The sequence below is a fragment of the Streptomyces sp. NPDC107517 genome (genome assembly GCF_055582645.1).
Genome location: NZ_JBVJPM010000005.1, coordinates 315,782 through 329,024 on the forward strand (window position 1 = coordinate 315,782; position 13,243 = coordinate 329,024).

The following is a 13,243-nucleotide window of genomic DNA, read 5'->3' on the forward strand; positions in this document are numbered from 1 at the left end:
AGGGGCCGGGCCGCGCCGCGTTGTCAGTGGCTCCCTCTAAAGTTTCCGGCAGTTGATCAACACCGGCTCACAACCGGTGCTCGTGACGCGTGCCTTCGGCGCGCCCCACGACCGGTGGTCGACATCTGGGAACGGAAATACGGCTGTCGGGGAGGCAGTGGTGGGGTGGATCCGCGCGGGTGACTATGAAGTCGCCCTGGACGACGGCGGCAAGGTCGTCTGCCGCAACGGCAAGGGGCGGCTCCTGAAGTCGGTGCCGCCGAAGATCGCCGACGAGCAGGCCGTCATCGGGCTCCGGCAGCTCACCGAGTGGCTGGAGCGCCACGAGCGCGACTGCCGGGAGCGGGCCGAGCGCTGGATGACCCGCTCCCTGCCCGTACCGGCCGCGGTGCTCGCCGAGGTCTGGCCCGACCCGGCCTGGCGAGCGGCCCTGAAGGACCTGGTCGTCACCGGCGACGACGGCGAGGTCGCCGGGTTCCTGCGCGACGCCGACCCCGAGCGCGGCATCGGCCTCGTCGACCTCGACGGGGACACCGTGCGCATCCGCCCGCGGCAGATCAGCATTCCGCACCCGGTCCTCCTGGACGACCTCGGCGAACTGCGCGAGTTCGCCGTCGAGTTGGGGGTCGATCAGGGCGTCCAGCAGCTGTTCCGCGAGATCTGGACCCGCGGCGCCGACCGCGACCCGGCCGCGCACGCCGTCGACGACTACGAGGGCGGCGCCTTCAAGGAGCTCCGCTTCCTCGCCGGCCGCGCCACGTCGCTCGGCTACCGCGTGCGCGGCGGCCACGCCGTCCAGCCCGTGCTCGAGGCCGGTCGCACGGTGGAGGCCCGGGTCTGGATCGGTGACTACGAGGGCTACACCGAGACCGAGACCGGGCCGCTCACCTGGACCACCGAGGCCGGACAGGCCGTCGCCCTCGGTGAAGTCGGGCCGGTGGCCTGGTCGGAGGGCATGCGCATGGCCGCCGCCCTCTACGCGGGCCGCGAGCTCGAGGACGGGGAGCAGGCGGCGTGAGCACGGCGGTGAGCGGCGCGGGTTCGGGCACGGCAGGCACGACCAGCACAGCGGGTTCGGTGGGCGAGGCGGCAGGGGAGCGGGGCGCGATGAGCACGGGTGACGGCACGGTGGACACGGGAGCGCTCCTGGAGGCGGGCGCCGTCCTGCTCCCGGGCGCACATCGGGGCGAGGACGCCGACGACCTGACGGTCCGCGCGTACACCCACCCCGTTCTTGAAGGACGCACGGTCGTCCGCCTCGTGCCCGGCACGCTCGGCGACGCCGAGGACCTCGCCCTGGACTTCCTCGGCCTGCGGCGCGAGAGCGTGCGGGACGGGCTCGGCCAGGTACGCCGCGAAACTCTCGGCTTCCCCGCCTGGGCCCTGGTGAACGACCCGGACAACGGGCACCACGCCCTCGCCCTCGTCAAGGACGTCGAGCGCCTCGCCCGCATGGCCAAGACCCGCGCGGGCGCCGCCAAGGACGGGTTCGAGGAGCTCGGCGAGCGCCTCGGCCGCTCCGTCCCGCACTTCCTGCCCACGTACTACGAAGAGGCGGGCCGCGCCTTCCTCCGGCACGAGAACACCACTTACGGGGCCGCCCTCTTCGGCAAGGCACGCGAGGCCGAGCGCGTCCACAGCCTCGACGTGGACGAGCAGCGCCAGCGCGCGGTGTTCCTCGAATTCGCCTTCGCCGGGGCGCTCACCGTCAAGGCGCTCAAGGACCATGTACGGGATCTGACACAGCGTCTGGCGCCGCAGGCGGCCTGGGAGCAGTACCGCAGGCTCGTCGTCGAAAGGTGCGGCGCCGGGATGCCGCCGTACGCCGCCCTGCCGCAGGACGCCCGCAAGCTCATCAAGGCCGCGGGCCTCGACCGGGTCGAGGAGGAGTGCCGGCTGCTCACCGACCTCCTGGCCTCCCCGGCGGTGGTACGCGCACCCGGCACGTTCTGGACGGCGTACCGGCCCACCCTCCTGGTCCTCGCGGCACAGGAACCTGCCGTCCGTAAGCGGCTCCTGGAGCTCATGCCGACGGGGTTCGGTCACGACAACGGCTCCGAGGGCGACTGGCTGGAGCTGCTCGCCGAGACCGGCGCCGAGCTGCTCCTCACAGACCCGGCCCCGGCCCCGGACGCGGCCGTCGACGCGGGGGACTGGCTGTCGCGCTGGTCCGCTCATCTCAAGGGCGGCTGGCGCGGGACGCGCCGCTCCCCGATGACGTACGAGCTGGTGGAGCGCATGGCGGGCCGCCTGCGCGCCGAAGGGCGGCCGGTCGACCTGTTCCGCGGGCGCGGCTGGCGCAGTTGGGCCGACCTGGACCTCATCGACGTGTGCCTCGCGTCGGGCGTCGTCGTGGTGGATCCGACGTCCCGGACGGACGGTGACGGGATCGGCCTCGACGACTGGTTCGGCGGGCCCGACGCGGGCCGCCGCGACCTCGCCGCGGTGGCCGCCGACGCGCGGTTCAGGCCGCTGCTCAAGGAAGCGATCGGCGGCAACTCCCACCGCAGCGTGGGCAGTCGCAAGACCTTCGCCGTCGCGGAACACCCGGTGCTCCGCCCGCTCCTGGCCGAGTGGCTCACCGAACAGGCCGAGGCGTTCACCGCGGCGGCGGGCCTGCCCGGCGCCCGCGCCGCGCTCCAGCGCCTCAGGCGCTTCCGGTCGGTCGCGGCGGACGTCGCGCCCGACGCCGTCGCCCGCGTCCGCGCCCACGATCTCAGCGGCAACCTGGGCCGCACCCTGCGCGCGGGCATCGTCGACGAACTGGGCTGGCCCGCGCTGGAAGAGGCCATGAAACTGCTCGGGCCCGTACCCGAGCAGCGCCACGGCGACGGGCTCACCGTCCAGGAGGCCTGGCCGGCGCTGATCGTCGCCCACCGGGACAAGGCCGTCGTCGCGGGACCCGACGGCATCCTCCTGGAACACGACCTGCGCATCCCCGACAAATCCGACCGCTGGCGGCAGCCCGCCTTCCGCTTCGCCGGCGGTGAACTGCTCGTCACCTGGTGGCACGAGGGCAAGCAGCGCGCGTACTGGTCCTCGCGCCCCGCCGACGTCTTCCACCTCGGCGGCGAGTCCGCCGTCCAGTGGCGCGCACACGCCCTGGACGCCTCCCTGCCCCTGCCGGACGGTGGCCGCAGCACCGGCGCGCGCCCCCTGCACGCGGGCGACACCGCCCTGCCCAAGGAGCACCGGGTCGGCGGCGACGGCGTGAACCACTGGCGGCTGCGCACCACGAGCACGACAAGCACCTGGATCGAGTACGACCCGGCCACCGGCGCCACCGGCCGCGCCTCCCTGCCGCCGCTCCTCGCGGGCGCCGTGCGCGACGAAGGACGGCTGCGGCACGCCGACTGCCAGGTACTGCCCCTCCAGGCGGGCCTGGAGGACAGCCCTCTGGGCACCGACGGCACGGTCCTCGGCCGCTGGGTCCGCGGCGACGGCGCCCGGGACGGCGCGGAAGAGCGGCTGACGGCGGGCACGCCCGACGGCCGCGAGGTCGCCCTGCCCGCCCGCTTCACCGGCGGCCGCACCCCCGTGCCGCTCGGCGCGCTGCGCCTGCCGGGTGGAGCGGCGCCCGTACTCGCCCTCGACGGCAACGAGTTGGGTCTCTACGGGGACGGTGCCGGGCCTGCCGACGGATCGTTCGGCGACACCGTGATGTCCCGGGCGGGCGCGCAGTACGCGGCCGGCACGCCGCTGGTCCCGCCGACATCGTTCTGGCACGCCATGCGGGCCCGCGACGAGGCCGGCTCCAAGGCGCTGCGCGCGTTCGCGGACGAGCACGCCGCCGCACTGGCGGACGAGGCGGCGGCCGCGCTGGCGCGGCATCGGAGGGAGACCACGGGCGAGGGCAGGACGGCCCTCACGGACGAGCAGAGGAAGGCCGCGTCCGACCGGTTCGACCGCGACCTGCTCGCGGCGACCGAACGGGCCCTGCCCGCGATCGGGCACCCGTCGCTGCGCACGGGCGTCGGCGCCATCACGCTCGCCATGGTCCAACTCCGCGAGTCCGTGGCCGAGTTCACCGATCCCCGGACGGTGGCGGCACGACCCGTCGCGGCGCGCAGGCAGGAGATGTTCCAGGACTTCTCGCCCGGCGACGGCGACGACCGGACCCTGCTGAGCGCGATCCGCGGCGTCCTCGGCCACACCGTCTTCGGCTACTGGAGCGCCGACACCTGGAGCACACTCCGCCAGATCAAGTCCGTCGGCCACGTCATCGCGGGCAAGGCCGCCGAAGGCACCCCGCTGCCCAGCGGACACGACGTCGCGACGCTCACCGGCGGCTGGACCACGGACGAACTCACCATCCCGAGCTGCACGTCCACCTGGCTGCACGTCCTCCAGCACCTGCCCGCACTGGCGTACCGCGCGACCGTCCCCGGCCTGGACGAAACCGACAGGTCCGCGCTCCTGCACATCCTGGACGCCGTCGCCGAAGGCGCCCTCACGGACCCGGACCGTCAACTGCGCAGCGTCGAACTCAGCGAGAAGGGCGCCTACCGGCCGCGCCCCGGCCAGGTCCTCCGCCTGGGCGACCGCACCGTCGCGATCCTCGCGGCGGCCCGCAGGCGCGGCCACGACGACGGCGTGGACTGGCTGGCCCTGGACCACGACCCGTCGGGCGAGTTCGGGCCCGTCGCCCACTTCACGACCCGTGAGGCACAGCGGATCCCCGGCAGGCTCAGCGGCGACCGGATCGCGTCACTCGCCGCCCTCGTGCGCGAGCGCGGCGCCACGCCCTGGCATGCGGAGGGCGCGACCGCACTGGCGGCGGCGCCCGGCTGCGGCCCCGTCCAGGCGGAGCTTCTCCTCGCCGGCCGACCCTCCGGCGTCCTCGCCGACGACGTCGCAACCGCCGAGTGCCGGGCCCGCTCCGGGCTCAGCCGCACGCAGGTGGAGGCGGGCCACGACCGCCTGGCCGCGCTCATGTGGCAGGGCCGTGTCGATGTCGTCGCGGCGCTGCTCCCCGAGACCGCCGCCGACCTCTGGGAGACCGGGCCGGCCGTCGAGGCCGCCCGGGAGGTGTGGACGAAGCGGTTCGGCGCGCTGGTGCGCCTCCCCGAGGACATGGAGGTCTCGCTGAACGGGGTCTCCACCATCGCCAACGCCGAGGGCGTACTCAACCCCCGGCACACCCCGTGGCTCAGCCGCACCACGGTCCAACGACTCGGTGCGGACGGCCGGTTGACGGGCGATGACGCCGCGGCGGTGCCGCACTTCCGGGACCTGGTGTCCGCCGTGTCGGCGCTCGGCGCGCTCGCGTACGGCCTGCCGTACGGGCATCCGCTGCGCGCCGCCCTGCCCGCCGCACTCGACGCCCTGCGCACCCGGCTCGCCGACCCGGAGCTGCTGCTCCAGCTCGGCCTCGACCGGACCGAGAAGGGCGCCCCCACCGCACCCGAACTGCGCAAGGCGCACGGCCTGCCCGAGACGGGCGGCGCAGGAGCGGACGGACTGACGCGGGTGGGCGAGGCGTTCGTGCTCCACCCCTGGCACCAGCAGGAGACCGTCCTCCTGCGCCCGGCCGCCCTCACCGGCCCCGACGACCCGGCGCTCGGCCTGATCGAAGGCCTGACCGGGCATCGCACGGCCGCCTCATTGCGGGCGGTCAGGGCGGTATTGGGAGAAGGGCTGCGCCGCGCGGTGTCGGCGGGCGTACCGGGTGTGGACGGACGGGCGGACGGACCGGAGCCGGACCTTGAGGGATACGCGCAGGACCCCTTGCGCAGTGTCCCCGGCCTGGTCGCCGAGGTCGTCGAAGCGCACGCCATCGGCGAGGACGCCGCCGCCCTCTACCTGCAACTGCTCGCCCTGCCCGACCCGACGGACCGCAACAGCACGCGCTGGACCGGCTGGAAGCCCGCCCGGATGAAGCGGGCCCGCGCCGAACTCGCCGCGACCGCACTGGTGGTGCAGGCGAAGCGCGCCCGCGCGGGCCGCGGCCTGTTCCTGCCCGGCGCCTGGCTGGCACTCAAGGCGCCCGCACTGCCTGTCGAGTCCTGGAAGCAGGCGTTGTACGACATCCCGGGCAGCACGGCGACGGTCCCGTTGCTCCCCGTCGCGGAACTGTTCACCCGCGCGTGGGAACGGGTGCGCGCCGGCGACGTCCCTGCCTTCGAGGAACTCACGACCCGCGCGACCCGGAAGGGGCGGCGCCGATGACGACGAGGGGGCGAGTCATCAGCCCGGTCGTGCGTGGCCTGCTCAGTCGGGTCGCGCAGCCGCCGATGACCATCACCGATCCGTCCCGCCCGTTTCCGTCCCGCCCGCGCCCAGTGCGTGGTGCCGGGGCAGGTGGCTGCCGGAGTGCCGCCCGATGACCGCTACCACTACGACCGACATCGTCCCGGCCGCGCCGTGCCGGACCACGCAGCCGCGGGAGCATCGCCGATGAGTACCACGACCGACACCGTTCAGGGCACGACGCCTGCAGCGCCGCGGCAGATCGTGCCGCCCGAGGAGTTGTACTCCGACGAGCTCGCGTTCCTCGCCGCGTACGACACCGGGCCGCGTCCGCCCGGCTGGCGGCTCACCCCGCGTGCCGTCGTCACCTTCGTGATGGGCTCCGGCGAACCGCTGCGCCTGCCCGAGGGTGCCGACGCCGGCGAGGGCGTGCCGCGCCGCCTCGCCGTCCGGCGCAAGTTCGTCGGCGAGCGCGCCCTCGTGGAGCGCTGCGTCGTCACGCTCGCCGGCGAGCGCGGACTGCTCCTGGTCGGGGAGCCGGGCACCGCCAAGTCGATGCTGTCCGAACTGCTGGCCGCCGCCGTCAGCGGCACCAGCGCGCTCACCGTCCAGGGCACCGCGGGCACCACCGAGGACCAGCTCAAGTACGGCTGGAACTACGCTCTGCTGCTCGCCCAGGGCCCGAGTCCCAAGGCACTCGTCCCCTCACCCGTCCTCGCCGCCATGACCCAGGGCGCCGTCGCACGCGTGGAGGAGGTCACCCGTTGCCTCCCCGAGGTGCAGGACGCCCTGATCTCCCTCCTCTCCGAACGGCGCATCGCCGTCCCGGAGCTGGCCGGTACGGACGCTGCCCAGGCCTACGCGGCCCCCGGGTTCAACGTCATCGCCACCGCCAACCTCCGCGACAAGGGCGTCTCCGAGATGTCCGCCGCGCTCAAGCGCCGCTTCAACTTCGAGACGGTCGGCCCCATCGGCGACTTCGACGCCGAACTCGACCTCGTACGCAGCCAGTCGAAGGCCGCCGTCGAGCGGGCGGGCGCCGCCTACCGGCTCGACGACATGGTCCTCGACGTCCTGGTCACCGCGTTCCGCGAGCTGCGCTCGGGCCGTTCGGCCGAGGGCTGGGAGGTGGAGCGACCGTCCACGGTGATGAGCACGGCCGAGGCCGTCTCCGTCGCCACGGCGCTCGGCGTCGCCGCCGCCTACTTCCCCGGCGACCGAGACGCCCTCGCGCTCCTGCCGGGCCACCTCACCGGCGTGGTCCGCAAGGACGACCCGGCGGACGCGGCGCGGCTGCTCGGTTACTGGGACGGCGCGGTGCGGCGCCGGGCCGAGGAGGGTTCCGCGACCTGGCGCACCCTGTGGGACCTGCGCTCCGTCCTGGAGGGCTGACCGTCATGACCACCGACGCGGGCGTGGCCGTCGACGCGCTCACCGATCCCGACGGGCCCTACCTCATCGGCGTACGCCACCACGCGCCGTCGCTGGCCGCCGTCGTCCCCCGGCTCCTCGACGAGGCGGCCCCGGACGTCCTGCTGGTCGAACTTCCGGCCGAGACGCAGGAGTTGCTGCCGTGGCTGGCGCACGAGGAGACGGTGGCGCCGGTCGCGCTCGCGGCGGTGCTCGACGGGCAGGGGGAGCCGGGGCCGGCGTTCTACCCGTTCGCGGACTTCTCACCGGAGCTCGCGGCGCTGCGCTGGGCCGCTCGGAACGGCGTCCCGGTGGTGGCCTGTGATCTGCCGCTCGCGGACCGGGCCTGGAGGGAACCACGCGTACCCCGCCCCGCCGAACAAGCCCGACACCCCCACAGCCCGGGCGGTGGAGACAGGCCGCGTCTGGACGACGCCGTACGGGGACAGCTGACCGGCCGCGACGGCGACGACCTCTGGGACCGCCTGGTGGAGGCCCCCGCCCCGGGCGCCACCCCGCAAGCCCTGCGCCGCGCGGCGCTTCTCACCGGCTGGGCCCTGCGCCGCGACGCGGCGGACGGCCCGGGAGTCGACCCGCTCGACCTCGCCAGGGAGCGCTGGATGCGGGCACGCCTGCGCGAGGCGGCGCGCGACGGACGCAGGGTGGCGGCGCTGATCGGAGCGTTCCACACACCGGCGTTGAGCGCGGCGGCGCTGCGGGACGAGGCGCAGGAAGAACCGATCGTGGGGCTGTCGGACAAGGCGCCCGCCGCGTCGCAGACCGGGGTGACCGCCAAGCCGCACACGGAAGCCCCGGCGGCGCCCACCCGCACCGTCTCCCTGATCCCGTACACGTACGCGCTGTTGGACGCCCGTTCCGGATATCCGGCCGGGATCCGTGACCCCGAGTGGCAGCACCAGGTCCTGGAGTCGGCGGGCGACCCGGCCGCGGTCGGCGAGACGGCCCTGCGCTGTGCCGTCCGCGTCACCGGTGAACTGCGCGCCGAGGGCCACCCGTCGGGACCGGCGGACGCCCGCGAGATCCGTCGCGCCGCGGGCGACCTCGCCGGCCTGCGCGGGCTGCCCGCGCCGGGCCGGAGCGAGTTCGTCGAGGCCGTGCAGAGCGTGCTGGCCCAGGGTGAGCCACTGGGCCGCGGGCGCGCCGTCGCCCGCGCGCTGGAGCGGGTCCTCGTCGGAGAGCGCACGGGCCGCGCTGCCCCCGGCGCACCCCGCGGCGGACTCGCGCCCGCCGTCGAGACGGAGCTGGCCTCGCTCGGACTGCCGGGCCCGACAAGCGGTGGGCAGGAGAAGGAGCTTCGGCTCGACCCCCTGCGTTCCGACCTGGACCGCAGACGTGAGGTGCTGCTGCGCCGCCTCGTGCTGTGCGGCATCCCGTACGCGCAGGAGACATCCGTCGGCGGGGCGGGCGGGGCCGACGCGCTCACCACCCGCTGGACCGTGCGATGGACACCCGCCACCGCGGCGGTCCTCACGACGGCGACCACTCGGGGCGTCACGCCGGCGCAGGTGGCGGAGGGCGTGCTTCGCGCGCGCGTCCGCGCCGCCCACGCGGAGGGCGGCCCGACCGCGGCGCAGGCGCTGGCCACGCTCGGTGAGGCGGCCGAGTGCGCGCTGCCGACGCTCGCGGCCGAGGCCCTGGCAGAGGTCACGACCGTGCTCCCCGCCATCGGCACGCTCCCCGAACTCCTGACGGGCCTCGCCCTCACGGACCGCCTCGGCGCGGGCCACGTCGCGGGTCTGGCCACGACGGATCCCGCAACTGGCCCCGCCGCGAACCCCGCCGCCACCCCCTGGCACCGGGCGCTGACCGACGGCGCCGACCTCCTGACCGTCGCCGCCGTCCGCAGTCTCGATGGGCTCACCGGCTCCGAGGACCCGGAGGACGCCCGAGCGCTGGTCGAACTCGCGCGGCGCGCCGACGTGTTCGGCGGGATGCGGCTCGCCGACTCGCTCGCTCGGCTGGCCGACGGCGGGACGCCGCTCATGCGCGGCGCCGCAGCCGCGGTACGGGTCCTGCTCGGGCACACCCCGGCCACCGCCCTCGGCGTACGCGTGGCGTCCTGGGTCGACACGGCCGGCGACCCCGGCACGCGCGCGGAGCTCACCGCCCGGCTGACCGGCCTGCTCACCGCCGCGGGCTCCCTCCTCGAAACGGCTCCCGAGGCGCTCGCCCCGCTGCTCGACCGCGTCGGCGAACTGCCCGACAGCCCTTTTCTCGAACGGCTCCCGGCTTTGCGCGGCGGCTTCGACACGCTCAGCCCGGCCGCCCGCGACCGGCTGCTCACCGTCATCGAGGAACGCATCGACGGCACCCTCGACGCCGACCTCCCCCCGGACACGGACGCGCGGACGCTGGCCGCGTGGACCACGGCGGACCTCGCCGCCCGCGAGGCACTGGCCGCGCTCGACCTCCTGCCCCCGACGCCGAGCACATTCCTGCCCACGACTCCGGAAGGGTCCGACCGGCCTCACGCCGCACCCCCGTCCGCTGCCGCCAACGCTCCTGTCCCCACTCCCGCCCCCGTCTCCCCACTCGGCGCCCCCCGCATCGCCCCCGCCGAACGCTGGCGCCTCGTGCTCGGGCGGCAAGGGAATCAACTCCCGCAGGGCATCGCCCCGTTGGCGACCGCCCTGGACGAGCTGTACGGGAGGGGCCGTGGCGAAGGCGCGCGCGGCGATCTGCCGGGCGGCGCAGGCAGGCGTGGCGGGCGAGAGGCTCCGTACCCCGGCGTGCGCGAATGGGCCGAGGAACTCACGGCGCTCTTCGGCCCCGGCGTCCGCGAGGAGGTCCTCGCCGCCGCGGCCACCCGGGGCCGTACGGACGTCGTGTCCGCCCTCGACCCCGAAGCCGTACGCCCTTCCGTGGAGTTGCTCCGCACCGTGCTCCAGCATGCGGGCGGGCTGCCCGAGGCCAAGCTCGCCGCCCTGCGCCCCCTCGTGCGGCGCCTCGTCGACGAGCTCACCGGCGCCCTCGCCACGCGCATGCGGCCCGCGCTGACCGGCGCGGCGACCGCCCGCCCGACCCGGCGCCCCGGCGGCCGACTCGACCTTGCCCGCACCCTGCGCGCCAACCTCGCCACGGCCCGGCGCACCGACGACGGACGTATCCACGTCATCCCGGAGCGCCCCGTGTTCCACGGCAGAGCCCAGCGCTCGGCGGACTGGCGGCTGATCATCCTCACGGACGTGTCCGGCTCGATGGAGGCGTCCACCATCTGGTCGGCGCTCACTGCGTCGGTCCTGGCCGGCGTGCCCGCGTTGTCCACGCACTTCCTGGCGTTCTCGACGACGGTCCTCGACCTGACCGAACACGTCCACGACCCGCTGGCCCTCCTCCTGGAGGCACGTGTCGGCGGCGGCACCCACATCGCCGCCGGGCTGCGCCACGCCCGCACGCTAGTCACCGCGCCCTCGCGCACCCTCGTCGTCGTGGTCAGCGACTTCGAGGAGGGCTACCCCGTCGGCGGAATGCTCGCCGAGGTACGCGAACTCGTCGGCGCGGGCTGCCATGTACTGGGCTGCGCGAGCCTCGACGACGCCGGGCGCCCCCGCTACTCCACCGGCATCGCGGGACAGCTCGTCGCCGCCGGCATGCCGGTCGCCGCACTCAGCCCGCTCGAACTCGCCCGCTGGGTAGGGGAGAAGATCCGTTGACGTCGACACACTCTCAGCCGCGGTCTCACCCGACGCCGCAGCTTCCTCCGGTACCGCCCGAGGTCACCGCCGCCGTCGTGGCCGCGCTCTCGCCACGCCTGCGCAAGCGCCTGGACGCCGCCGTGGAGAAGCTCGCCGCGCGACCGATGACGTCCGACGACGGCATCTGCCGTATCGCGGTCGACGACGAGACGTTCGTGGAACTGCACGCTCCCGGCGGCACGGTCGCGGCTGAGGGCGCGATCCGCTGCGGCTGCCTGCTCGCCCCGGCCTGCGTCCACCGGGCCGCGGCGGCGACCCTCGCGCCGATCGCGGACGACGCACCCACGCAGGCCCCCGACGACGCGCCGGACCGGCCAACTCCGCCCGCCCCGGACGAGGTGGGGGCGCCCGCACCTACCACCGAGCCGCCCACCGAAGCCCCCACGTCCACATCCACGCCCACGACCCCCGCTCAAGCAGCCGCCGCCGAAGCCCTGTGGCAGGCAGCCGTTCTCGTCCTGGACGCCGGGGTCGACGGCGCCGGTGCCGTGCTTCAGGCCGCTCTGCTCAGGGCCGCCCACTCGGCACGCCTCGCGGCGCTGCCCCGCCCCGCGGCCGCCGCGATCCGCACGGTGAACGGCCTGCGCGCGGCCCGCGCCGCCGAGCCCGACCACCGCACCTCCGAACTGGCCGCCGCCCTCGAGGAGTTGCTCGCCACCGCGCACGGGCTGCGCCGCCCCGGCACCCCGGACGCGCACGCCGCACTCCGGGGAACGGCGCGCCGCGCCTACGCTCCGGGCGGTTCGCTCAGGCTCTACGGACTGTTCACCGAGCCCGTCCTCACGGCGACCGGCCACGCGGGCGTGGTCACCTGGACCGCCGACGCCGCCGGCCGCCTCTACACCGTCCCCGACGTGGCCCCCGGAGGACCGGGCAGGGCCAGAACCGCCGGTGACCGAGCCGTCAGAATGGGCGACACCGCATTCACGCACCGCGACCTGGCCCGCGCCGGGCTCGTGGTCTCCGGCGCGACCGTCTCCGCCGACGGGCGGCTCGGCGCGGGCCGGGGCGTCCGGGCCGTGGCCGCCGCGGGAGCCGACTGGGCCGAGGAGCCGCTCGCGGCCCTGTGGTCCGTCCCCGTGGCGGAACAGGCGGCACGGGCCCTCGCCACCGGACAGGACCTGCTGTACCTCGACGCCACGCTGACCGGCGTGGCCCGAGAGGCGGGCGGCGACTGCCTCCTGGCCGAGTGCGACGGGCTCACCGTGCGGCTGACCTCCGCCGACGACCACCCCGAACTGGCCCACCGCGAGAACCTCGCCCTCCTCGCCACGGCCCCCGGGACCAGGGTCCGTGCCATAGCGCGTCTCGTCCCCGCCGGGAACCCCCGGGCCGCCCTCCTCGCCGTCCGTCTCCCCACGGGCCGGCACGACCTCGGCCTGGACCGCCTCCAGCGCCAGGACGTGACCCCGACGACGCCGCCCGGATCACCCAGGTCGGCGCCCGCACCCACCCCCTCCGCCCCCCTCCACATCCTGCGCCGCCGCACGGAACAGGTGGTCATCGCGGGCCGCCGCGCCCTGACGCACACAGCACCCACCGGAGGGCCGCACGCCACCGCACCCGACACCACGCTCCTGCGTCGCGCGGGCCTGTCCACCGCCGCCGAGCTGCTCGACGCGCTGCGCAGATCCGCGGCCGAGCGGGGCCGTGACGGATTCGGCCGCCTCGGCTCGGCGGACACCGACGCGTTCGCCCGCGCCTGGCTCGCCACGGCCCGCTACCTCGACGAGGCGTCCGCCGCCCTGTGCCGCGGCGCCTGGCAGACCTGACCCGCATCCCCCGCGCGCACCCCACCCCCACCCCCACTCCGTCGCCGAGCAAATCGCGCCTTGTCCCTATATATCCACCGACATATATCCACCGACCCATGAGACGATCGCGCCCCTGATGAGACAAACATGTCTCACATGGACTACCCTCGTCTC

At 75.3% G+C, this 13,243-nt stretch carries 5 protein-coding genes; all 5 read left to right on the forward strand.

Annotated features, from left to right (window positions below):
* Positions 1-160: 160 nt before the first annotated feature.
* The 5 genes from ACZ67T_RS14930 to ACZ67T_RS14950 all read left to right on the forward strand — a co-directional run bounded on the left by ACZ67T_RS14930 (position 161) and on the right by ACZ67T_RS14950 (position 13,087).
* The gene (locus ACZ67T_RS14930) at positions 161-1,018 is read left to right on the forward strand and encodes a DUF4132 domain-containing protein (protein ID WP_469984186.1); all 858 of its coding nucleotides are present in this window, start codon (positions 161-163) and stop codon (positions 1,016-1,018) included.
* Positions 1,019-1,107: 89 nt separating this feature from the next.
* Positions 1,108-6,168 (forward strand): hypothetical protein, encoded by a 5,061-nt coding sequence (locus ACZ67T_RS14935; RefSeq protein WP_469984421.1) that lies wholly within the window; start codon positions 1,108-1,110, stop codon positions 6,166-6,168.
* Between the two features lie 228 nt (positions 6,169-6,396).
* Complete coding sequence (locus ACZ67T_RS14940; RefSeq protein WP_469984187.1) at positions 6,397-7,581, forward strand: ATP-binding protein; 1,185 nt, start codon at positions 6,397-6,399, stop codon at positions 7,579-7,581.
* Between the two features lie 5 nt (positions 7,582-7,586).
* Positions 7,587-11,273, forward strand: coding sequence for a vWA domain-containing protein (locus tag ACZ67T_RS14945; protein ID WP_469984189.1), 3,687 nt, complete (start codon positions 7,587-7,589; stop codon positions 11,271-11,273).
* A gap of 77 nt (positions 11,274-11,350) precedes the next feature.
* Positions 11,351-13,087 (forward strand): hypothetical protein, encoded by a 1,737-nt coding sequence (locus ACZ67T_RS14950; RefSeq protein WP_469984190.1) that lies wholly within the window; start codon positions 11,351-11,353, stop codon positions 13,085-13,087.
* Positions 13,088-13,243 lie beyond the last annotated feature (156 nt).

Bases quoted from the DNA above. Each gene is read 5' to 3' on its own strand.
- ACZ67T_RS14940 (WP_469984187.1), top strand. From the start codon at position 6,397: ATGAGTACCACGACCGACACCGTTCAGGGCACGACGCCTGCAGCGCCG.
- ACZ67T_RS14945 (WP_469984189.1), top strand. From the start codon at position 7,587: ATGACCACCGACGCGGGCGTGGCCGTCGACGCGCTCACCGATCCCGAC.
- ACZ67T_RS14935 (WP_469984421.1), top strand. From the start codon at position 1,108: ATGAGCACGGGTGACGGCACGGTGGACACGGGAGCGCTCCTGGAGGCG.